Origin of the sequence: Aquimarina macrocephali JAMB N27 (assembly GCF_000520995.1) — a bacterium.
In the GTDB taxonomy this organism is placed as follows: Bacteria; Bacteroidota; Bacteroidia; order Flavobacteriales; family Flavobacteriaceae; genus Aquimarina; species Aquimarina macrocephali.
The window spans coordinates 121878-146545 of sequence record NZ_JACA01000022.1; the positions used below are offsets into that span (position 1 = coordinate 121878).

Here is a 24668-nt window from a genome sequence, read left to right on the forward strand (position 1 = left end):
AGATGAAAGTAACAGATCACATAAAAAAAGCAAAAGAAAAAACATTGTTTTCTTTTGAGTTAATACCTCCACAGAAAGGAAGAAGTATACAAGAGTTATATGATAATATTGATCCATTAATGGAATTTAATCCTCCTTTTATTGATGTAACTACTTCTCGAGAAGAATTTATTTATATTGATAGAGAAGGATTATTAGATAAGAAACTAACCCGTATGCGTCCAGGTACCGTAGGTATTTGTGCTTCGATTACTCATAAATACAATGTAGATACAATCCCTCATGTACTATGTGGTGGGTTTACTAAAGAAGAAACAGAATATTTATTGGTAGATTGTCACTATTTGGGAATTGAAAATGTAATGGCTTTGCGTGGTGATGCAATGAAGGAGGAAAAATATTTCACTCCTACCAAAGGAGGGCATAGTTATGCTAGTGAGTTGGTAGAGCAGGTATTGAATATGAATAAAGGGCAATTTCTTCATGAAGTGATTGAAACGGATAACAAATCCGATTTTTGCATAGGAGTTGCTGGTTACCCAGAAAAACATATGGAAGCCCCTTCTGTAGATTCTGATATCAGAAGATTAAAAGATAAGGTAGATGCAGGAGCAGATTATGTAGTAACCCAAATGTTTTTTGATAATAAAAGATATTTTGATTTTGTCAAAAAAGCTAGAGAAGCAGGAATTAATGTACCTATAATTCCCGGGATTAAACCCGTAGCAGTAAAAAGACATTTGCAATTATTACCTCAGGTTTTTAAACTGGATATGCCAGATGAATTGGTGAGAGCAGTAGAAAAATGCAAAACCAATAAGGAAGTCAGAGAGGTAGGAGTAGAATTCGCAATACAACAATCTAAAGAACTGATGGAGTATGGAGTTCCTGTATTGCATTATTATTCGATGGGTAAGTCGGATAATATTAGAAAGATTGCTGAAGGGGTGTTTTAAAAAAACTTCAAAGTTTTGACACTTTCTTTCCTAAAAGAAAAGAGCGGTAATAATCGCCGGTTTTAAACGTATAATTTTAGCAAAACCCTGTTAGATATTAATCTAACAGGGTTTTTTGTGAAGTAAAAACTAAACAAAGTTTTTACTTTTTTATCAGATTCACTGTTTACAGGGGTGTTATCATTCTATGCAAAACGGATTTTTGTATTCGAACTACTGCAGTAATAAAATTATTCTAAAAACTTAAAATAAAACTCATGAAAAATCTGAAATTCTTTGTTGTGCTGTTTATCAGCGCAATGGTTATCTCATGCTCTAATGATGATACAAATACCATGCAGGATAAGGCATCGGTAAATCTAAATAAAACAGCAAAAGCAGAAGTTATTGGTGGCAATATTATATTTCCTGATCCTAATTTTAAAAAGGCATTGCTAGAAGATTACGTAGACACAGATAATGACAAAGAAATCTCTGTAGAAGAAGCGAAAAATGTAAGATCACTTTACTTAGATTTTAAAAACATCTCCAATCTTTCAGGGATCAAATATTTTGTTAACTTGGTCAATCTGAGTTGTAATTACAATCAACTTACTGCATTACATGTATGTGAAAATACTAAATTGAACTCTCTGAGTTGTAGAAGTAATCAACTCACTACATTAGATGTAAGCAAAAATGCAGTATTGAAAACTCTGGATTGCAGTGATAATTGGTTTATTGCTACTCTGGATGTAAGTAAAAACACGGTGTTGAAAACCTTGGAATGCAGTAATAACCAACTTACTGCCTTGGATGTAAGCAAAAACGCGAAGTTAACTAAGTTAGATTGTAGTAATAACCAAATTACTGCACTGGACATAAGTAAAAATGTTATGTTGAAAGATCTGGATTGTGGTTATAACCAACTTGCTGTCTTGGATATAAGTAAAAATGACTTGAATTCGCTTTTTTGCCAAGAGAATAAACTAACTAAGCTAGATGTAAGTAATCATGTAATGATGAGAACCTTGAATTGTGGGAGAAATAAACTCACTAATCTAAATGTAATTAAAAATAGGAGATTAAATTATCTGATTTGTTCAAATAACCCATTAAATACGTTGGATGTAAGTAAAAATAGAGCATTGAGTGTGCTATCTTGTTCCAACAATCGCCTTACTACTTTGGACATAACGGAAAATACAGCCTTAAGTAGCTTTCATTGTGATGGCAATCAATTAACTACTCTGGATGTTAGTAAAAATACAGCCTTGTACGGGTTATATTGCTATAAGAACAAACTGATAACACTGGATATACAAAAAAATAATGTTTTACGCTATCTATCTTGTTATAACAATCAACTTACTACTTTGAAAGTAAAAAATGGATCCAATGCAAGGCTAGTAAGATCAGAGCTACAAAATAACCCTTCTCTTACTTGTATAGAAGTAGATGACCCTACTGCACCATATTTAAGTAAGTGGAAAAAAGATGCTATGGCTAACTATTCTAGTGATTGTACACCATAATTATTAAAATTATATTGCCCTCTAATACAAAAATCCTAGTAACAGTGAGTTTAAACTCACTGTTACTAGGATTTTTTTGTTACAGACTTAAATATATATTTAAGTCGGGATCCAAGACAGGTTTTTGGACTCTTTACAAGGGTTATCTTAGATTCATAACCTTTTTTGAAGCAATATTACTAAGCTTATGTTATTGGTGAAATATTTGATTTACAGCGGTTTAATTAATGAAAACAATGCAAGGGTAAAACCAGATCCATCAGTGTTTGGAAACCTCGAAGGTCTATCATACTTTTGCCGGATGATAAAAAGGATTTATTTACTCATCTTTATCGTTCATTTTGGTACGTATGCTCAGATAGAATCTAAAGTTAATTATACGTTGGATGTGAATAACTTTTATGGTGCCATCCTAAAACATAATCCTGATATCTCGCATTTAATCACAGGTCATCCATCTGGTGTGATTCTTTCCTTTCAGCGTAAGACATTTGGAGATGAAAAATGGCAACGATTATATAATTATCCTGATTATGGCGTTTCTTTTTTATATCAAGATATGGATAATGAGTTTTTGGGAAAGCATTTAGGTCTGTTTGTCCATTATAATTTTTATTTCTTAAAACGGTATCTAAATCTTAGGATAGGCCAAGGAATTGGATATAGCACAAATCCATATGATGAAGATGATAATTATAGAAATGTAGCCCATGGTACACATTTATCCAGCGGAACTTATTTTTTATTACAAGCAAAAAAGGAGAACCTTATTAAGGGTTTTGGGTTGCAAGCAGGCTTAGGGGTTGTTCATTATTCTAATGGAAATTCTAAGGCGCCAAATAAAAGTACTAATACATTATTTTTAAATGTAGGAATAACCTACGCATTAGATCAGGAAACTCCAGATTACATAGAGAAGGAAGAAGGGGCTCTTAAAGGAGGAGAACCAATAGGTTATGGTTTTATTTTTAGAAGTGGAGTTAATGAAAGTGATGTAGTAGGATCAGGAAGATTTCCTTTTTATACGTTTGGAGGTTTTGTAGATAAGAGATTAAATAAAAAAAGTGCCATTCAGTTAGGAGCAGAAGTGTTTTTTTCTAAAACCTTGGAGCGTTATATAGATTTTAGAGCAGCAGGAGGAGGGTTTAATGATGGAACTACAGGGGATGAAGATGCTAAACGAGTAGGAATGTTCCTGGGACATGAATTAAGAGTAAATAGAATTTCGGTACTCACACAAATAGGGTATTATGTGTATTATCCTTATGATTTTGAAGGACAAACGTATCTTAGAGCAGGAGTTCAATATTATTTTACTAAAAACATATTTAGTTCACTAACTGTTAGATCTCATGCTGCCAAGGCTGAGGCTATGGAGTTTTCGATAGGGTATAGATTATAAAAGCACTGCTATGGATCTTAGTATAAATTTAGAAAAACAAAATACCAGACTTAATTCGTCGAAGTCTTTTTTAAAATATATAGCGGTAAGATGTATAGGGATATGGGTTGTGTTATTTTTAATTGGTTGTGATTCTGAAAATGCTTCAGATTGTTTTCAAAGAACAGGAACAATAGTTAGAAAAGAAATTGAAGTTTCTGATTTTACACGTATTTTGGTGAATCCAAATGTAGAACTTATCATAAAAGAAGGAACAACTACTTCAGTAGTTATTGAAACAGGAGATAACTTGCTAAACGAAGTTTCGGCAATAGTCGAAGATAGCCGTCTAGTGCTTAGCAATACTAATGATTGTGCCTTTTTTAGAGATCTTAATCAAACTAGGGTTTTTGTTACTGCCCCTAATATCACAGAAATAAGGAGTGGGACACAATTTGATATTTCTTCTGATGGAATATTAGCCTATACTTCATTAACATTACTTTCCGAAGATTTTGGTGAAAATACCGAAACTACAACAGGGACATTTAATTTAAATGTAGATTGTGAAGATATTAGTGTGGTAGGAAATAACATTGCTTCATTCTCTATCTCTGGAGTGGTTAAAAATCTTTCAGTAGGATTTTTTTCAGGAACCGGAAGATTTGAAGGAGCTAATTTAGTGGCAGAGAATGTTCAGGTTTTTCATAGAGGAACCAATAAAATCATAGTAAACCCTCAACAATCAATTACAGGAGAGATACGAAGTACGGGAGATGTAATTTCGGTTAACAGACCTTCAATTGTTGAAGTAGAGGCGTTTTTTATAGGGAAACTTATATTTCAATAAAGATGTCAATACTCTTCCTTAGTATTGATGAATAGAGTACTTATCTCTTTTTATACCTGTTTTGGTATTTCATTTTGATTCAAATTATCACTTCAACTCCAAGCTGATTTCAGGAAAAACTTAACGAAAAGAGATGTGAGGTAACACCATAAAAAGTTTGCGGAATTTAAATCTTTTTAATTGAAATTAATGTCTAACTTTATAAGACACCAAGGTTTTATTCCAAATTTTATATTTAAAAATGATTCAAAATCAGTTTGATAAGGCTCAAGATGTTGAGAATGTAGAAGAAAATTATCTTAAAGAAGAACTGTATGCTCTTATTAAGAAAGACGATTATATTTTTGATTTTATACAAAAATCGAGCCTTGATGGGCTTTGGTTTTGGGATTTAGATAATCCCGAAAATGAGTGGATGAATTCTAAGTTTTGGACGACTTTGGGGTATGATCCAGAAAAGATGCCACATAATGCTTCTGCATGGCAGGATATTATAAATAAGGAAGACTTAGAAGTGGTGTTTCTTAATTTTACAAAACATTGCAAAGATCCATCACATCCATATGATCAGATCGTAAGATATAAACATAAATTTGGGCATACTGTATGGATTCACTGTAGAGGATTAGCGATACGTGATAGTAAAGGGAAACCAGTACGAATGCTGGGTGCTCATACCGATATTACTAAATTAAAAGAAGTAGAAGTACAACTGCAAAGACAGGTAGATCGCTATCAACATATTATTGAAGGTACGCACCTAGGGACTTGGGAGTGGAATGTAAAAACAGGAGAAACCATATTTAATGAGAGGTGGGCTAATATAGCGGGCTATACACTTTTAGAATTAGAGCCAGTTTCTATCAATACATGGGCAGAAGCTTCACATCCAGATGATTTAAAAAAATCTAATAAATTGTTACAAGATCATTTTGCAGGAAAAACACCTTTTTATGAATGTGAAGCTCGAATGAAGCATAAAAATGGAGAGTGGATATGGGTTCTGGACCGGGGAAAAGTGGTGAGCTGGGACTCAGAAGGAAACCCAGAATGGATGATTGGTTCACATCAGGAAATCACTGAGAGTAAGAAAGATTTAGAAAAAAGCAAATTATTTATAGAACAGGCTCCAAGTGCAATAGCGATGTTCGATACTAATATGTGCTACTTGGCAGTTTCTCAAAAATGGTATGAAGATTATAGTATTAGTGATAATAATATTATTGGTAAGTCACATTATGAGGTTTTTCCAGAAATAGGAGAAAAATGGAAAGATGATCATAAAAGATGTCTTAATGGAGAAGTCTTAAAAAGTGAAGAAGATCGTTTTGAAAGATTAGATGGATCTTTACAATGGCTTACGTGGGAGTTGCGACCATGGTATACCGATGAAAATAAAATAGGAGGTATCTTAATGCATACTGCAGATATCACTAGGACCAAAAAAGCAGAAATTGGTTTACGTATTAGCGAAGAAATGTTCAGAAGAAATTTTGAAAATGCCGCAATAGGAATGGTCATGTTGGATCAAAAAGGTCATTTTACAAAAGTAAATTATAAATTGTGTGAGATTCTTGGGTATTCTAATAAAGAATTGACAAAACTGGCTTTTAAAGATATTCTTCATCCAGATGATTTGGCAATCAGTGATAAATTGTTTCAAAGACTTTTTAGAGGAGAAACATTATATAGCAATATGGAAGAAAGATGCTTTCATAAGGATGGCCATATTGTATATATCAATCTTTCGGTTTCGGTTATTAAAGGAGAAAGTGATAAGCCAACGTATTTTATTGCGCAAATCGCAGATATAAGCCATGAAATCCTTGCTAGGCAAAAGCTGCAAAATACAGTTGGTGAACTAAAAAGTATAATAGACGATATAAGTCAAGTAATTATAATAGGTACAGATAAGAATGGTTTGATCACTACATTTAATAAAGGAGCAGAAAATTTATTAGGGTATACTAAAGATGAAGTACTATTAAAAGAATTCCCTTCACGGTTTCTTCAAAAGGAAGAATTGGAAAAAAGAGGAAAAGAACTATCATTGTTGCTTGGTAGAGAAATAACAGGTTTTGAGTATTTTATAGCATTGTTGGAGAAAGAAGAATATGATGCCAGAGAATGGACACATGTAAGAAAAGACGGGACTTGTTTTCCTGTTCAGATAACAGTGTCGCCAATAAAAGAGAATAATGAAATTACTGGATACTTGGGGGTTGCGGTAGATATTAGCGAAATCAAAAAAGCAGAAAAAGATTTAAAATTATGGTTAACTGTTGCAGAAGATCAAAATAAAAGGCTACGTAATTTTGCACATATAGTTTCACATAATCTAAAATCACATTCTGGAAATTTTCAAATGTTACTGGATTTGTTTATTCAGGAAAATCCAGAGATTGAGGATAATGAAATTATTCAACTTTTTAAAACAGCATCCGAGAACCTTACCGAAACCATAGTGCATTTAAATGAAGTAGTCTTAATGAATTCTTCTGTTGATGAGAATTTAGTCGGATTGAATTTATATGAGGCAATTAATAAAGTGACAGAAAGTGTTTCTGCTATTGCAAAAGAGACTATAGTGACTATAAATAATAATACACAACCAGATATAAATATTTTAGGAATCCCGGCATACTTGGATAGTATTTTATTGAATTTTATAACTAATGGGATAAAATATAGTTCTGAAGAAAGAGAAAGTTATATTGATTTAAGTACTAGAATAGAAGGTGAATTTGCGATCTTGGATATCAAGGATAATGGATTAGGGATTGATTTGAAAAAACATCAGGCCAAACTATTTGGGATGTATAAGACTTTTCATAATAATAAAGAAGCCAGAGGTATAGGGCTATTTATTACCAAGAACCAGGTAGAAGCCATGGGCGGTAAAATAGAAGTAGAAAGCACAGTAAATAAAGGAACAACTTTTAAAATTTATATGAAACATGAAAAAAATTGATATAGCTTGTATTATTGATGATGACCCAATTTTTGTATTTGGTATTAAAAAAATAATGGAACTTGTTGATTTTTGCAATGGTTTTATGGTTTTCCGAAATGGAGAAGAAGCATTAAATAATCTAAAAGCAATTATTTCGGCAAATGAAAAATTACCAGACGTTATTTTGTTGGATTTAAATATGCCAGTGCTTGATGGGATACAGTTTTTGGAAGAATTCATAAAAGTGCCATGCACAAAGAAAATAATTATTTATGTAGTTTCTTCATCTGTTGATCCAGAAGATATCCTAAGAGCTAAATCTTTTGAGTATGTAAGCGATTACATCGTTAAGCCTATTTCTGTAGAAAAACTCAAAGATATTTTAAATGATATAGAAAAGACAAGCCATTGTCAATAAAAGGATTAAAATATAGGTGTAAGAATTATATTTAAGAAGGATTAGTGAGTTCTCTAAACAAACCTTCCAGGTTTTTATTTTTTCGAGATAGTTGTAGTATCTTTAGTTTATTGTCATGAGCAAAGTCAAAAACTACTGGACGCATATCTGTTTTAGTATCAAAAGTAATTTGATAAACAAACCCATGAATGTTTTTTACATCACTTACATTAGACAATTTTTGTAAAAAGGCTTCTTCTATACGATAATCAAACTCGACTTCGATAATCTGCTCAGTCTCGTCTGCTATTTCATGTAAATATTTGTCTGCAACAATTTCTCCTTTATTAATAATAATGACCCGATCACACATTGCTTCAACCTCTTGCATTATGTGGGTAGATAAAAAAACTGTTTTTTCTTTACCAATTGTTTTTATTAATTCTCTAATCTCTACTAGTTGATTGGGGTCTAAACCTGTTGTAGGTTCATCCAGTATTAAAACTTGAGGATCATGAAGTAATGCACATGCCAAACCAACTCGCTGGCGATATCCTTTAGAAAGTTGACTGATTTTTTTATTGGCCTCTGGAGTTAATCCTGTTAGTTTGATTACTTCTTCAATTCTGGATTTTGAAATCTTATATACTCGAGCATTAAATGCTAAATACTCTCGTACATACATTTCCAGATACAAAGGATTGTGTTCAGGAAGGTACCCTATGCTTTTTTGTACATCAATAGCTTGAGAGTATATATCAAAATTATTAACAACGGCAGAGCCCTCAGAGGGATCAAGATAGGTCGTTAGAATTTTCATCATAGTCGATTTACCCGCCCCGTTAGGACCAAGAAAACCAACAATCTCACCTTGTTTTATTGCAAAAGAAATAGCATTAAGTGCTTTTTGATCATTATAAAGTTTAGAAATATTAGATACCGAAATTGACATATAGAGCAAGTATGAAATCTGTTTATACCCAAAAATACATAATTCATATATGTATTGTATGAGAAACTTAGAAAAAATAATTTAACGTAAATTTTCTTTATTCAGTATTCACATTAAATTAATTAATGTGAGTAAAAAGATTATTTATTATTTTTTTGACCAATCATTTTCTATCCAGAAGAGCCCGGTAATAAAAATGAATACTCCTAAAAAAGCAGGAAATAGATGTGAGAAATTTAAATACCCGATAGCAAAATGAACTAAAATAGCAGAAGAATATCCTATTGTTATTGCAATTGCCAATGTTTCCCATAAGATTTTCGAAGGGTTAGCATACCAAATTATAAAATATAACATAATACCGATAGTAGCCAAACTACCGCCAAATGAAGCTCTGTCATGTGCTATTACAGGAATAAGGTTAGGGTTTATATCCTGAAGCCCACATACCTTGATATCCATAAAGGCAAGATCTTGAGGAACAAAAACAGAAGTCATGCCTACTGTCATTATAATTACACCTCCCAGAAAAAGCGATAAAGCACTAAGTAACATTAAACAGTTTCCTCTACCTAGTTTTGAATTTAGATGAAATCTTTTCTGTTTTTTTAAAAGAGAATTAAATTGATATTTTCGTTCTTTCTGATAAGAATGATATAATCCTAATATAAATAATGGGGTTATTGCTATTGTTCCTAGTGCATGCCATGAGTCAAAATAATTATATCCCAAATAAGAGAAAAAACTTGCAAAACCATAGATGCCCGAAATAAAAAGAACCCACCATGCCCAAGGTTCTTTTTTTTGTAATGGAACTAATGCTAACCAAAGATATAGGATGCCAACTGTAATTAAAGCACCTCCATAGGAAACACGATCATGAAACATGAATTTCACAATTTTTCCATTTTTATAATTGGAAAGTTGTTTTGCTGTCATTCCTATAATATCAATATCATGTGGTAAAAAGCTTCCAGAAATCGATTGGCCTATTAAAAACACACCAATAAACAATAATATAATGCCCAAAACAACAAAAGGAAGAATTCCATTTTTAATAAATAGGCGATATAATTTCATTAATTTTTATTTTATAATTTGATAGTTTCGAGATCGTAATTTTTAAGATGTGGTAGTAATCTTTTTCCAAGTTTTCTCCAGTTTTGATGAGGAACCATGGGATATAAGTGGTGTTCTAAATGATAATTATGATGGGCAAAGAAGAAGCTTATGATTGGACCTCTAAATAGTTTTGTTTGAAATATTGGATGCGTATAATTTACTTTATGGGGAATATATACTGTAAACAATGGGTAAAACCAACTTCCCATTTGAACTAATAAAAAATAGTATAATAAAAATGGGTAGTGTTGATATAGTAGTATTGCTATTATTATATATATCAGGAATATAGATCCTTCAACATTGATCCAAATTTTATCCTTAGTCTTTGAGTGTTTACGTGCCCAGAAAAATAGTTTGAATACATAAATAGCACTTTCTAGAACTAATTCGTATGGTTTCATATGTATAGACGCACCTTCTATGTCGTTTTCTTTAGGAAAATTGCGATGGTGGTTGATATGAGATACTTTAAAAGCATGACCGCTTCTTAATGTTAGCATTTCAATAATTGATAAGAAAAATCTATTCATACCAGGAGGTAATTTTAAAGTCCCATGTACAAGATCGTGAGAAGTCGAAACATAAGTAACAAACATCAATATAATAACAGATAGGATTGCCAAGATCCATAATTCATTAACTGCAAAATAAAAATATCCAAAACAACACAGAAATGGCTTGGTAATAGTCCAGACCTTTTGCGTCTTGGTTAAATATAATAAGTCCTTGCCTAATACTTTAATACTTGGCAGAATTATCTTCTGCTCCATTCGTTTTTTGGTTAGATTATAGTATAGATAGCCTTTATTTCTATAATTCTTCTACGATTTGTTTAATAGAAATATAGTTTCAAGTGCTTTCTCATCATTAAAAGTTAATGTTCAAAAGTACATAATTCAATATCTATTGTATGAGAAACTTAAAAAAATGATATTAACATTAAGATAATGTTGGGGTAAAATGAGAAGATAAAGGATGTGTTATCTTTATATAGGATAAGATTTTTAATATGTCACTAATCAATTTAAAACAAATAGCCCATAATTTTCTTCATAAACTGGTTTGTCTAAGTCAGCAAATTATTTTTTTTATAGTCTCCCTTTTTCTTAAAAAAGGGTTGTTTAAGCATTGACATGTTATGTTTTTATTTTTTAGAATTTTAAGGCGTAATGAACAAAATTAAGAGCCTTAAATGGGGAGTTGCAATTGCCGCTCATCAAACCGAAGGAGCTTATAATAAAGATGGAAAAGGTCTTTCTATTTGGGATACATTTACTCAAAAACCGTATAGGGTCAAAGATCGTTCTAATGCCAGAATAGCAACAGATTTTTATCATAGATTCGAAGAAGATATTGATCTTGCTGTTGATATTGGGCTACAGATATTTCGTTTTTCTATTTCCTGGTCAAGAATATTTCCAGAAGGTACAGGAGTAGTAAATCCAAAAGGAATCGAATATTATGATAAGGTAGTTAACTACTGTTTAAAAGTAGGTATAGAACCTTGGATTACAACATATCATTGGGATTTGCCACAAAAATTACAAGATAAAGGCGGTTGGACAAATCGGAATATTATTAGTTGGTATGCAGCATATATAACTGTACTAAGAGATCACTTTGCAGACCGGGTAAAGCATTGGGTGTTGATTAACGAGGGGATAGTATGTATAGGAGGAGGTTATTTTCTTGGTGTACATGCTCCTGGTAAGAAAGGAATTCGCAATTTTATTTCGAGTACACATCATCTTTTATTGGCGCAAGCCGAAGGATTTAAAATTTTGAAGGAAAAAAAAGAACTTCAGGTGGGTACTGCAATAAGTTGTACTAAAATAGAACCCTATAGAAATAAGATTGCTGATCATAATGCAGCTATTAGGATTGATACATTGATGAACCGCCTGTTTATAGAGCCTCATTTAGGATTAGGATATCCCGATGATGATTTTCCGGTTCTAAAACGTATGTCCAAATATTATAAAAAAGGAGATATGGAAGCATTAAAAACGGATTTTGATTTTTGGGGAATTCAAACCTATGCAAGAGAAGTGGTAAAAGCAGCTTGGTATGTTCCATATCTTGGAGCAATCCAGGTAAAACCTGAAAAAAGAAATGTAAAAACTTCGGTGATGGGATGGGAAACATATCCAGAAGGAGTGCAGTATTTTTTAGAAAGGTTTGCTCAATATAATCCTAAAAAAACACTTTGGCTTTCTGAATGTGGAATGGCACTATCTGAAAATGAAGATGACCAGATAAGAATCGAGTATTACCAAAGAGTAATTAAAGGGATGGAAACTATGTTGGATAAAAACATAAATCTCAAAGGAATTTTACTTTGGACATTGGTGGATAATTTTGAATGGGCAGAAGGATATATTCCTAAGTTTGGGATAATAAGTTTAGATAGAAAAACTATGCAACGCCGAATGAAAAAATCTGCACTCTGGCTAAAAAAATATTTATCAAATATAAAACTCTGATGTGTGCTTAATTTCCTTAAGAACAAAAGTGCTATTTAGGACACCAATATTTTCGATTTTTGAAAGCTTTGTTTTTACAAAATCATGATATTCTTCCAAACTTTTGGTGTGAATTTTTAAAACAAAATCTACCTGCCCTGCCATATGGTAACATTCTTGTACTTCTTGTAGATTCTGAATTTGCTTTTCGAATTTTTCTATAAAAGCTTCATTATGATAGCGCATAGAAACCTGACAAATTGTGGTAATAGCACGATCAATTAATTTTTTATCTAAGATGGCAACATATTTTTTGATGAATCCTTGTTTTTCTAGTCGCCGTATTCGCTCATATACAGGAGAAGCAGTAATGTTAAGGATTTTGGCAATTTCTTTTGCTGTTTTTTTAGAATCTTCCTGCAGGATTCTAAGTATAGTAATGTCAGTATGATCTAATTGTTCCATTTTAATTCAAAAAAAAATTACTTCAAAAGTAGAATTTAAGCTTATGTTGAAGTAAATATAGCTGAAATTATTATAATAATTAGTAATTATTGCTTAATTATTTAGTAATCATGGCAGGAAAAGTTACATTTTGTACTTTGCGAAGTAAATAACACTGTTAAGTACTTGAATTTTAAAGTGAAAATAGAACATATGGAAACGATTATTTTGGTAATAGGAGCGAATGGTCAATTAGGATCTGTATTAACAGAATCTCTTAAACAAAAATTTGGAAGCTCTAATGTAATTGCTTCTGATTTAAGATCTAGAGAAGGGTATGAAGGCTCTTTTGAAATAATCGATGCAACAGATATAAATAGAATAGAAGAGGTAGTTGTTCAATATAAAGTTACTCAGGTATACCATCTTGCGGCAATTCTTTCTGCCAAAGGAGAAGAAACACCCTTAAGAACTTGGGATATTAACATGAAAACTTTATTTAATGTACTCGAAGTTTCTAGACAACACAATATTGATAGAGTGTTTTTTCCGAGCTCTATAGCTGTTTTTGGTGAAGGAGCACCTATAGAGAATACACCAAACGATGCTTATTTGGATCCCGCTACTGTATATGGGATCAGTAAAGCAGCAGGAGAAAATTGGGCCCAATATTACTTTTTAAGATATGGGCTTGATGTTAGATCAATTCGTTACCCTGGTGTAATTGGATACCAATCATTACCAGGAGGAGGTACTACAGATTATGCAGTAGATATCTATCACAAAGCAGTTCTAGGAGAAGAATTTAGTTGTTTTTTGAAAGAAGATGCTACCTTGCCCATGATCTTTATGGAAGATGCCATACGGGCAACTTTAGAATTAATGGATGCGCCTAAAGAAGATATCAATATGAGGACTTCGTATAATATTGCAGGAATTAGCTTTTCTCCTGCAGAAGTAGTGGCAGAAATTCGTAAATTATATCCTGATTTTAAAATCAAATATGATCCTGATTTTAGACAGGAAATTGCTGCACGTTGGCCTAAATCTATAAACGATTCTGCTGCGATTAAAGATTGGGGATGGAAACCAGAATTTGACCTTAAATCAATCACAAGTACAATGATTCAAAAGCTAAAAGAAAAATATAAAACAGGATCAAAAAATCAGAAAACGATAGTGCTTTGATGCGATGTATCTTTTCATGAAATGAAATATAACAATAAAGAATAAATACCAAGTAACATGTTTTCAAATATAAAAGACGACTTACAAAAAGAGCTGGATGAGATTATATCAGCAGGATTATATAAATCCGAAAGAATAATTACCACCCCACAAGGAGCCAGTATTGATACGACAAATACTAAAAATGTGCTAAATTTTTGTGCAAATAATTATTTAGGCCTTTCATCACATCCTGATGTAATTGATGCAGGTAAAAAAGCCATAGATTCTCATGGGTATGGATTGTCATCTGTGAGATTTATTTGTGGAACTCAAGATATTCATAAAGAATTAGAGTATAAAACTGCTGAATTTTTGGGAATGGAAGACTGTATTTTATATGCAGCTGCTTTTGATGCTAATGGAGGAGTGTTTGAGCCTATTCTTGGGCCAGAAGATGCTATCATCTCTGATGCGTTAAACCATGCTTCTATTATAGACGGAGTTAGGCTATGTAAAGCAAAACGTTTTAGGTACGAACATAATAATATGGTAGATCTAGAAAAGCAATTAAAATCGGCAGAAGGATGCAGACGTGTACTTATTGTGACAGATGGTTCCTTTTCTATGGATGGCACAATTGCCCAATTAGATAAAATCTGTGATCTGGCTGATCAATATGAAGCTATGGTTATGATAGACGAATGTCATTCAACTGGTTTTTTAGGAAAAACAGGTCGTGGGACACATGAGTATCGTGATGTAATGGGACGTATAGATATTATTACGGGAACCTACGGTAAAGCTTTGGGTGGTGCTTCAGGTGGATTTACTGCTGCCAGAAAAGAAATTGTAGAAATGTTAAGACAACGATCCAGACCTTATTTGTTCTCTAATACAGTAGCACCATCAATTGTAGGGGCGTCGATTAAAGTATTAGATCTGTTAAGTTCTTCTACAGTACTACGAGATAAACTAGAAGAAAATACGAAATATTTCAGATCAGAAATGACTGCAGCAGGATTTGATATTATTCCAGGAGATCACCCTATAGTCCCGGTAATGTTGTATGAAGCAAAACTTGCACAAGAATTTGCAGCTAAATTACTTGAAGAAGGAATTTATGTTATAGGATTTTTCTATCCGGTTGTACCTAAAGGGAAAGCAAGAATTAGAGTGCAATTATCAGCTGCTCATGATCGTAATCACTTAGAAAAAGCAGTAAAAGCTTTCACTAAAGTGGGTAAAGAACTGAATGTGATATAAATACAAACGTTTGTTAGTGTTTTAAAAAGTAGAGGATTCATAGAATACTTAGGGTTTTATTTAAAATATTTCAGTAATACCCATTAAAACATCAGGATTTGATGATAATACTCTGGTGATTATGAAAAAAATCAAAAATTATTTTGAATCGTAATAGTTTTAGCTAATTTAGCAACGTAATAATGATACAATAATGAGCAATTTATTTACTTGGAACGGATTCTATTTTTTCTTCTTTTATTTTAAAAGCAAGATCGGGATCGTTATGTAAATAAATCAGCAAAATTTATAAAACTAAAATCCCGATGAAAAATCGGGATTTTTTTTTGCAATAAAATTAAAAGATGAAACAAAAGGTTGCTATACAAGGAATAAAAGGTTCATATCATCACGGCGTTGCTCAGGCATATTTCGGCGAAGATATAGACGTAAATGAATGTATGTCTTTTCAGGAATTGGTCCATAGTTTAGAGCATAATAAGAGTACAGATGCTGTAATGGCAATCGAAAACTCTATTGCAGGCTCTATTATTCCTAACTATGCTTATATAGACGAGCATGATCTTACGATTAGGGGAGAGTATTTTTTACCAATTCATCACTGTTTAATGGCTTTAGATGGGCAAGAAATTTCAGATGTCAAAGAAGTATATTCTCATCCAATGGCTTTGCTACAATGTAAAGAGTTTTTTAGAGGACAACCACATATAAAATTGATTGAGGATGCAGATACGGCTGATGTTGCAAGAAGAATTCATAAACAACAATTAGAAGGAGTTGCTGCTGTAGCAGGAGAAACTGCTGCAAATATTTATCAACTAAATATTTTAGCTAAAGAGATTCAAACTATAAAATCAAATAGTACTCGGTTTTTTATTTTAAATACAGAAGAAGAGTCTAACTCAGAAAAGAAAGATATCAATAAAGCATCTTTAAAATTTCTAACAGATCATAAAAAAGGAAGTTTAGCTACAGTGCTTAATGTAATGAGTGATTGTGGATTGAATTTAACTAAAATCCAATCATTACCTATTATTAGTATGCCTTGGAAATATTCTTTTTTTGTTGATGTAACCTTTATGGATTATGATGATTATGCTAAAGCAATGTCTATCTTAAAAATCATGGCATTAGAACTAAAAGTATTGGGTGAATATAAAAACCAAAATGGATGAGCATTCAAACAGCAAAAAGATTAGAAACGGTAGAGGAGTATTATTTCTCTAAAAAATTGAGAGAGGTTAGAGAGCTTGTTGCTTCAGGAAAACCAGTTTTAAATATGGCTATTGGGAGTCCCGACCTGGATCCGCCAAAAGAAGTAGTGCAAGCTATCCAAGAAGCGGTACTTGTAGATGGGGCTCATAAATATCAAAGCTATCAAGGGTTGCCAGAGTTACGAGAAGCTATTGCAGATTTTTATAGTGCAAAATATCAAGTTTCCCTAAACCCTAAAAACGAAATCTTACCCTTAATGGGGTCCAAAGAAGGAATCATGCATATTTCTCTGGCGTATCTTAATGAAGGAGATGAAGTGTTGGTTCCTAACCCTGGATATCCAACATATAGCGCAGTAACTAATTTGGTAGGTGCAAAACCAATTTTTTATGATTTAATTGAAGATAATGGATGGGAGCCAGATTTTCATAGCCTTTCAAAAAAAGATTTAAGTAAGGTGAAAATTATGTGGATAAACTATCCAAATATGCCAACAGGAGCTTCAGGGGATGTGAAGCTATTTAAAAAAATGATTGATTTTGCTAAAAAACATAGTATCCTATTGGTGAAAGATAATCCATACAGTTTTATCTTAAACGATAGTCCAACAAGTATTTTATCAATAGAAGGAGCAAAAGAAGTCACACTGGAGTTAAACTCTTTAAGCAAAACTTTTAATATGGCTGGATGGCGTGTAGGGATGGTTAGTGGTAGCTCTGATAAAATTGAAGCAATCTTAAAAGTAAAAAGCAATATGGATAGCGGTATGTTTCAGGGAATTCAAAGAGGAGCTATCGCAGCATTACGCATTTCTAATGGTTGGTATGATAAAATGAATGCAATCTATAAAGAAAGAAGAACCTTGATATGGGAATTAGTAGATCTTTTGGGTTGTAGTTATGATAAAACTGCAAAAGGGATGTTTGTTTGGGCTAAGTTACCAAAAGGAGTGGATGCTGTAGAATTCATAGACACTATCTTATATGAGAATGATATTTTCATCGCTCCTGGTGATATTTTCGGAAGTAATGGAAAAGGATATATACGTTTTTCACTTTGTGTAACCAAAGAGAATATCAAAGAGGCTATAGGAAGATTTAATAAAACAGAATTGCCATTGATGAAAGATACCGTAAATCAAAACTGTAACTAGATGAATGTATTTGTAGTAGGGATAGGGCTAATCGGAGGTTCTTTTGCCATAGATATTAAAGCAGCTTTTAATGAAGCTAAGATTTATGGGATTGATAGAAGTGATGATAATCTAAACGAAGCACTATCATTAGGCCTTATTGATCATAAATCTAGTTTGGATACGTTGGATAAAGCAGATGTGGTTATAGTTGCTATACCTGTAGATGCGACCGTTGAGATATTACCTTCTATTTTGGATAAAATAGATGATAATTGTTTAGTTTTTGATGCTGGTTCGACCAAGAAGAAGTTATGTAATGCGGTTGAAAACCATAACAAAAGAAGGAATTACCTGGCAGTACATCCAATTGCTGGTACAGAATTTTCTGGACCACAAGCAGCAATAGCAAACTTATATAGAGGAAAAACAAATATTATCTGTGAGGTAGAAAAAACGGCATTTAAATTACAAGAAAAAGGAATGGAGATTTTTTCCAGATTAGGTATGCGAATTCGTTATATGGACCCTTCATCACATGATAAGCATATTGCCTACGTTTCACACTTATCACATATTAGTTCTTTTATGTTAGGTAAAACTGTGATCGAAAAAGAGAAAAATGAAAGAGATATTTTTGATATGGCTGGCAGTGGTTTTGCATCTACTGTTCGATTAGCAAAGAGTTCACCCGCTATGTGGGCGCCGATTTTTAAGCATAATAAAGAAAATATAATAGAAACACTAGAAGAATATATTGCTAATCTTACTCAATTTAAGGAGTTGATTGAAAACGATGATTTTTTAGCAGTATATAGAGAAATGGAAGATACAAATCACATAAAGACAATTTTAAAAGGAATTGCTTAAACTTGGGCTATGCATTATAACTTCGTTATGAGACTTGAAAATACTATAAAATATGACATTTTCTTTGTTTTAGCATAGCATCGCTACGGTTAAACTGAAAAATGTAGTGCAACGGTATATTTTGAAGTAGTTTTTAAGGCGTAATAGATTTTCTAATGCATAATCCGGGTTAAACTATAAAACCAATACAAACTTTAATAAATTAAGAATAAAAAATAAAAATGGAGAATAAAAAAGAACTTAGAAACTGGCTAGATGATTACAATCTGGATCACCCATTGGTGATCGGGGGGCCTTGTAGTGCCGAAACAGAAGACCAGGTAGTAAAAATAGCGCATCAACTTAAAGATTCTGATGCTACAGTATTACGGGCAGGAATCTGGAAACCAAGAACAAGACCTGGGAATTTTGAAGGAGTAGGTGCTTTAGGATTAAAGTGGTTGCAAAGAGCTAAAGAAGAAACAGGGATGAAGATTGCTACAGAGGTAGCAAATCCACATCATGTAGAATTAGCTTTAGAACATGGAGTTGATGTTTTATGGATAGGAGCAAGAAGTACGGTGTCTCCTTTTATTGTTCAAGATATTGCAGATGCCTGTAAAGGAATTGATAATCCGGTCTTAATAAAAAATCCGATTAATCCTGATTTATCCCTTTGGTTAGGCGCTGTAGAACGTTTTTATACTGCAGACGTTAAAAATCTGGGAGTAATTCATAGAGGATTTTCAACATATGAGAAGACAAAATACCGTAACATCCCAGAGTGGCAGATTCCGATTGATTTACAAAACCGTTTCCCGGATTTACCATTGATCTTAGACCCTTCTCACATTGCAGGAAGAAGAGATTTGATTTTTGACCTGTCTCAAACAGCGTTGGATCTTAACTTTGACGGACTTATTGTAGAAACACACTACGATCCTGATAATGCATGGAGTGATGCTAAACAACAAATTACACCAGAAACATTGGTTCAGTACATGAAAGATTTAAAGATTCGTAAAGAAATAGGAGAAGATGAAGCGTATCAAAAAGTACTTGATGAATTACGTGCTAAGATTGATATAGCAGATAATCAATTGTTAGAAGTTTTATCAAAAAGAATGAAAATTTCTGATGATATAGGAAAAGCAAAAGCCAAGCAAAACGTTGCTATTTTGCAATCTAAGCGATGGAACGAAATACTAGGAAGAATGATCCTTGAAGGAGAAGAAAATGGATTGAGTGAAGAATTTATACTTCGTATTTACAAAGCAATTCACCAAGAATCTATTAATCATCAGAAAAAAATAGTAAAAGGATAATTAATATAAGGAGAACCACTCGCTATAAAACTAACGAGTGGTTTTTATGTTTTATTTTGAGTGGATATTGAATGATATAATTTTTTATTATACGTTACCGTCAAAAAATTCTATTTCAGTATAATGATATTTCTATAGTAGATTCTACTAATTTTCGTACAAACTTTTTAATTAAGAAAAGAAATAAGGCCTCTACAAATATTAATATTTGCATCTTTGTGTTTATGACAGGTACCGTTTATAAATCTACAGGAAGTTGGTATACCGTAAAAACTAATAACGGAAAAGTATACGAATGCCGTATAAAAGGAAAATTTAGAATTAAAGGCATCAAAAGTACTAATCCTGTGGCTGTAGGAGATCTTGTAGATTTTAAATTAGAAACTAATAACGATCAGGAAACGGGAGTTATCGAATATATTCATGAGAGGCATAATTACATCATTAGAAAATCAGTGAATCTGTCGAAACAGACACATATCATTGCTTCAAATGTAGATGTGGTCTTTTTGTTAATAACCTTAAATAATCCTACAACATTTACAACATTTATAGATCGATTTTTAGTTACAGCAGAAGCATATGGTATTAAAGCAGTTTTGCTTTTTAATAAAATAGATACCTATGATGAAGAGGAACTTCTGGAGATTAAATATCTCGCAGCGATATATCGAAAAATAGGATATGAATGTATAGGGATATCTGCTAAGAAAGGTAAAAATGTAGACAAAGTAAAAGCAATAATGAAAAGTAAAGTGAGTATGTTTTCTGGTCATAGTGGAGTAGGAAAATCTACTTTGGTTAACACGATTGCTCCAGATTTGTCATTAAAAACAGCAGAAATAAGCGATCAACATCAACAAGGATTGCATACTACTACTTTTGCAGAAATGTTTGATCTTAATTTTGATGCCAAGATTATCGATACACCTGGGATAAAAGGTTTTGGAGTTGTTGATATGGATAAAGAAGAGTTGGGGGATTATTTTCCCGAGTTTTTTGAGTTAAAATCAGATTGCAAGTTTAATAACTGTTTACATATTAACGAACCAAAATGTGCTGTTAAAGAAGCATTGGATAACGAAGAAATCGCTTGGTCGAGATATAAAAGCTATTTGCAAATTCTTGAAGGAGAAGAAGAACACTACAGAAAAAATAATTACGACGACGAATAATTTTTGTAATCCACAGAAGCAAAATAGATTAAAATTCTAAGTTGTACAAAATCAGTCGATAAGAAAATAAAAAAAAAATTCTCAGTTCCGAAAAATGAAACTCAAACATTGTATACTTGTGCCGTAAAGTTGTTAATTAAAATAATTTTTAGAATTATTTAATGTAATAATTGAATGAAAAAACATGCAAACAAAACACGTTGTCTCATATCAACTTATACGCAGACTATAAAATAAAAAAAGAAATGAGAAAAATAATAGTATTAATTGGAGCACTTGGAATTATAATTGGAGTCAATGCTCAAAAAAAAGTAAAACTTGAAGACAATACTAACGCAAATAATTTAATCTATAAAAATGGAGAGCTTGGAATAGGCATAATTAGTCCTCTAGATGCCAAATTACATATAAAGGGTGATTATAATATACGAATAGATCCTTCTCAAGGAATCTCTCCATTTTATTATATAACCTCCAACTCAGCAAACAATATTATTGGAACCAATATAAGAACAAAATTTGGGGCTTGGGATGTTCCAGACAAAACAAAACCTTCTTCATATATAGATTTTGATACATATAATATTAATAACCCTACATATGGAGGCATTTCATTTTTAACTAGAACGGCTGGAGATCAATCCGATCTGGGTAGTAAAAAAATGACAATTTTAAATAATGGAAATATCGGGATAGGAACAATTAGTCCAGACATGAAATTAACTGTTAATGGAAATATTCACGCTAAAGAAGTGAAAATTGATCTTAATGTTCCGGCTCCTGATTATGTGTTTAAAAAAGATTATAATCTTATAACTATTGAAGAAGTAGAAAAATTCATTAAAAAAAATAGTCATCTTCCCGAAATCCCATCAGCAGAAGAATTTGAACAAAACGGAGTGATGCAAGCCGAAATGGATATGAATCTTCTTAAAAAAATTGAAGAATTGACCCTTTATACTATACAGCAACAGAAAGAGATTGAAAAACTTAAAAAAGAGAATACAGAATTAAAATCTTTATCTGATCGATTAGTAGAAATTGAAAAATTACTTGAATCTAAAAAGTAGAATAACTTTTGTTTTTTAAAAACAATAATGAATAAATGAGGGCAGTAATTCAGAGAGTTGCTGAGGCATCGGTAAGTGTCGACGGCAAGGTTATATCAAATATGAATCAAGGATTACTTATTCTAATAGGAATAGAAGAAAAGGATTCACAAGAGGATATAGATTGGTTATCAGGAAAAATATCTCGTCTTAGGATATTTGATGATGAAGCCGGTGTAATGAATAGAAGTATATTGGATATAAATGGAGATGCTATAGTTGTGAGTCAATTTACATTGCATGCAAGTATCAAAAAAGGTAATAGACCCAGTTATATTAAAGCTGCAAAGCCAGAAATAGCGATTCCGCTCTACGAGAACTTTGTACAGCGATTAGAGTTGGATTTAGAAAAGAAAATAGGCACAGGTGTTTTTGGAGCTGATATGAAAATATCATTACTTAACGATGGGCCTGTTACGATTACAGTAGACACAAAAAACAAAGAATAAACTACCCCCTAAAATAATTTTTATGTTACAAAAAATACTACTGGTTTCGGTTGTGCTTACATTATCCTGTATTGAGCAAATCTCAGCTCAGGATAATGTAAAATTACAGACTGTACTCTTGGATTCTACACTTACCAAAAATGCTAATGCTATTGTAAGGTCTGAAGAGGTTACTATTGAGATAAAATCGGTAAATTCTGTTGTTGTAAAAACCAAAAGAATTGTTACCGTACTTAATAAATATGGAGATGGATACGCTGATTCTTATGAAGGGTATAGCCCATCTACAAAAATTAGAAAATTAGAAGCCATAGTTTATGATTCTTTTGGGAAAGAGATTAAAAAATATAAAAAGAAGGATTTTAAAGATAGAAGTGTTTCTGATGGGATATCATTGATGAATGATAATAGAATAAAATATTTTGAATACACACCATTGAATTATCCTTATACACTTGCATTTGAAAGTGAAGTAGAAAGTTCAAGTACAGCATTTATAAAACATTGGAGACCTATTCTGGCTTATAGATTAAGTATTGAAAAATCTAAATATAAGATTTTAAATTCATCAAAAATATCAATTAGATACAGAGAAACAAATTTTGGTGATTATCCAGTTGAAACGAATAAGACGAATCTGGAAACTTTGTATTCAATTTCTAATATCCCTGCACGATTACCCGAAGCATATAGTCCTTCTCTCAATGATATGGCACCAATGGTAAAGGTGGCATTAAACGAATTCTCATTAGAAGGAGTTAAGGGTACAGCAACAGACTGGAAATCTTTTGGAAAATGGCAATATGATAAACTCATATCTGGTAGAGATAAATTACCTCCAGAGACTACCGAAAAGATAAACAAATTGGTTGCAGATGCAAAAACTAAAAAAGAGAAAGCCAAGTTGATTTATGAATATGTACAGGATAAAACTAGGTACATAAGTGTGCAATTAGGTATCGGAGGTTGGGAGCCATTTTTGGCAAGTGATGTTGATAGATTAGGGTATGGGGATTGTAAAGCACTAACAAACTATACTAAATCTTTATTAGATAGCCAGAATATAACTTCTTATTATACTATAGTGTATGCAGATGAAAGAAGGGATGTTGATTCAGAATTTGCTTCAATGCAAGGGAATCATGTGATATTGAATATTCCTGATGAAGATAAAAATCTGTGGTTAGAGTGTACAAGTCAGACACTTCCATTTAATTTTATAGGAGATTTTACAGATGATAGAAACGTTTTAGTTGTAAAGCCTGAAGGTGGAGAAATTAAAAGAACCAAGAAATATGAACCTGAAGAAAATATACTTCATACCACAGCAACAGTTAATCTCCTAGTAGATAAATCCATGTCTGCAACTATTAAAAGAGTGTCACAAGGGCTTGAATATGATTGGAACTATAACATTCAGTTTGAAACACCAAAAGATCAAAAGTTATATTATAAGGAGTTTTTGGGGCATATTAATAACCTAGAAGTAGGTAAGATAAAGCTTAATGATAATAAAGATGATATCAAATTTACAGAAGATGTAGAAATTTCTTGTAGCTCTTATGCCAAAAAAGTAGGAAGTCGTTTATTGATATCTCCTAATCTTTTTAGTCGAGATCAGATTAATTTACCTAAATATGATACCAGACAAACACCTTTGGTAATATCACGAGGGTATGTAAATACAGATGAATACATCATTAATTTACCCGATGGATATGCGACAGGAAATTTACCAGAAAAAAAATCTATCGAAACTGTATTTGGTAGGTATAGCTATGAACTCGAAAAAATTGATGATAAGCAACTTAAATTCAAGCGATTTTTGAAAATAGTTGATGGCAAATTTCCGAAGGAAAAATACGAAGAATATAGAAGGTTTAGATCCCAAATTAAGAAAATAGACAAATCTAGAATAGCATTAAAACAACAATAAATAACCATCTC

General features: G+C 32.2%; 21 protein-coding genes. 17 read left to right on the top strand and 4 right to left on the bottom strand.

Annotated elements, in window-relative coordinates:
- The first annotated feature begins 2 nt into the window (after positions 1-2).
- From metF to Z054_RS0113905, 6 genes are all read left to right on the top strand, one after another.
- Positions 3-956: a methylenetetrahydrofolate reductase [NAD(P)H] gene (gene metF, locus Z054_RS0113880; protein WP_024770660.1), complete on the top strand. Its 954-nt coding sequence runs from the start codon at positions 3-5 to the stop codon at positions 954-956.
- 257 nt (positions 957-1213) lie between these two features.
- Positions 1214-2470, top strand: a complete 1257-nt coding sequence (locus Z054_RS28540) for a leucine-rich repeat domain-containing protein (protein ID WP_152538559.1) — start codon at positions 1214-1216, stop codon at positions 2468-2470.
- Positions 2471-2771: 301 nt separating this feature from the next.
- Entirely contained in the window at positions 2772-3872 is a 1101-nt protein-coding gene (locus tag Z054_RS0113890) for an acyloxyacyl hydrolase (protein ID WP_035091994.1), read from the top strand.
- Positions 3873-3882: 10 nt separating this feature from the next.
- Positions 3883-4701: a head GIN domain-containing protein gene (locus tag Z054_RS0113895; RefSeq protein WP_024770663.1), complete on the top strand. Its 819-nt coding sequence runs from the start codon at positions 3883-3885 to the stop codon at positions 4699-4701.
- Positions 4702-4942: 241 nt separating this feature from the next.
- Positions 4943-7672, top strand: a complete 2730-nt coding sequence (locus Z054_RS30250; protein ID WP_024770664.1) for a PAS domain S-box protein — start codon at positions 4943-4945, stop codon at positions 7670-7672.
- Positions 7659-8072, top strand: a complete 414-nt coding sequence (locus tag Z054_RS0113905) for a response regulator (RefSeq protein ID WP_024770665.1) — start codon at positions 7659-7661, stop codon at positions 8070-8072. The genes Z054_RS30250 and Z054_RS0113905 overlap by 14 nt, the downstream gene beginning before the upstream one ends.
- Positions 8073-8103: 31 nt before the next feature.
- On the opposite strand, the gene gldA is transcribed toward Z054_RS0113905, so the two are convergent.
- The 3 genes from gldA to Z054_RS0113920 all read right to left on the bottom strand — a co-directional run bounded on the left by gldA (position 8104) and on the right by Z054_RS0113920 (position 10898).
- Positions 8104-9003, bottom strand: a complete 900-nt coding sequence (gene gldA / locus Z054_RS0113910) for a gliding motility-associated ABC transporter ATP-binding subunit GldA (RefSeq protein WP_024770666.1) — start codon at positions 9001-9003, stop codon at positions 8104-8106.
- 147 nt (positions 9004-9150) lie between these two features.
- Positions 9151-10083, bottom strand: coding sequence for a hypothetical protein (locus Z054_RS0113915; RefSeq protein WP_024770667.1), 933 nt, complete (start codon positions 10081-10083; stop codon positions 9151-9153).
- An 11-nt stretch (positions 10084-10094) separates the two neighbouring features.
- Complete coding sequence (locus Z054_RS0113920) at positions 10095-10898, bottom strand: fatty acid desaturase family protein (protein WP_024770668.1); 804 nt, start codon at positions 10896-10898, stop codon at positions 10095-10097.
- A 399-nt stretch (positions 10899-11297) separates the two neighbouring features.
- On the opposite strand from Z054_RS0113920, the gene Z054_RS0113925 reads away from it, so the two are divergent.
- Positions 11298-12611, top strand: a complete 1314-nt coding sequence (locus Z054_RS0113925) for a glycoside hydrolase family 1 protein (protein WP_024770669.1) — start codon at positions 11298-11300, stop codon at positions 12609-12611.
- Here the strand turns inward: Z054_RS0113925 and Z054_RS0113930 are convergent.
- On the bottom strand, positions 12594-13055 hold the full coding sequence (locus tag Z054_RS0113930; RefSeq protein WP_024770670.1) for an Lrp/AsnC family transcriptional regulator: 462 nt from the start codon (positions 13053-13055) through the stop codon (positions 12594-12596). The two genes, Z054_RS0113925 and Z054_RS0113930, sit on opposite strands and share 18 nt — an antisense overlap.
- 192 nt (positions 13056-13247) lie before the next feature.
- Here Z054_RS0113930 and Z054_RS0113935 point away from each other — a divergent pair, with 192 nt between their 5' ends.
- The 10 genes from Z054_RS0113935 (at position 13248) to Z054_RS0113980 (ending at position 24657) form a co-directional block, all read left to right on the top strand.
- Positions 13248-14222, top strand: coding sequence for an NAD-dependent epimerase/dehydratase family protein (locus Z054_RS0113935; RefSeq protein WP_024770671.1), 975 nt, complete (start codon positions 13248-13250; stop codon positions 14220-14222).
- Between the two features lie 57 nt (positions 14223-14279).
- Positions 14280-15467 (top strand): glycine C-acetyltransferase, encoded by a 1188-nt coding sequence (kbl, locus tag Z054_RS0113940; RefSeq protein WP_024770672.1) that lies wholly within the window; start codon positions 14280-14282, stop codon positions 15465-15467.
- Positions 15468-15811: 344 nt separating this feature from the next.
- Positions 15812-16642, top strand: coding sequence for a prephenate dehydratase (locus Z054_RS0113945; protein ID WP_024770673.1), 831 nt, complete (start codon positions 15812-15814; stop codon positions 16640-16642).
- Complete coding sequence (locus tag Z054_RS0113950) at positions 16639-17835, top strand: pyridoxal phosphate-dependent aminotransferase (RefSeq protein ID WP_024770674.1); 1197 nt, start codon at positions 16639-16641, stop codon at positions 17833-17835. Before Z054_RS0113945 ends, Z054_RS0113950 begins: the two co-directional genes overlap by 4 nt.
- Entirely contained in the window at positions 17836-18684 is an 849-nt protein-coding gene (locus Z054_RS0113955; RefSeq protein WP_024770675.1) for a prephenate dehydrogenase, read from the top strand.
- 221 nt (positions 18685-18905) lie between these two features.
- Positions 18906-19988, top strand: coding sequence for a bifunctional 3-deoxy-7-phosphoheptulonate synthase/chorismate mutase type II (locus Z054_RS0113960; RefSeq protein ID WP_024770676.1), 1083 nt, complete (start codon positions 18906-18908; stop codon positions 19986-19988).
- 224 nt (positions 19989-20212) lie between these two features.
- The gene (gene rsgA / locus Z054_RS0113965; RefSeq protein WP_024770677.1) at positions 20213-21163 is read left to right on the top strand and encodes a ribosome small subunit-dependent GTPase A; all 951 of its coding nucleotides are present in this window, start codon (positions 20213-20215) and stop codon (positions 21161-21163) included.
- 245 nt (positions 21164-21408) lie between these two features.
- Positions 21409-22233: a tail fiber protein gene (locus Z054_RS30255; RefSeq protein ID WP_152538560.1), complete on the top strand. Its 825-nt coding sequence runs from the start codon at positions 21409-21411 to the stop codon at positions 22231-22233.
- A gap of 35 nt (positions 22234-22268) precedes the next feature.
- Positions 22269-22721: a D-aminoacyl-tRNA deacylase gene (dtd, locus tag Z054_RS0113975; protein WP_024770679.1), complete on the top strand. Its 453-nt coding sequence runs from the start codon at positions 22269-22271 to the stop codon at positions 22719-22721.
- A 22-nt stretch (positions 22722-22743) separates the two neighbouring features.
- Entirely contained in the window at positions 22744-24657 is a 1914-nt protein-coding gene (locus Z054_RS0113980; RefSeq protein ID WP_024770680.1) for a DUF3857 domain-containing protein, read from the top strand.
- The last annotated feature ends 11 nt before the right edge of the window (positions 24658-24668 follow it).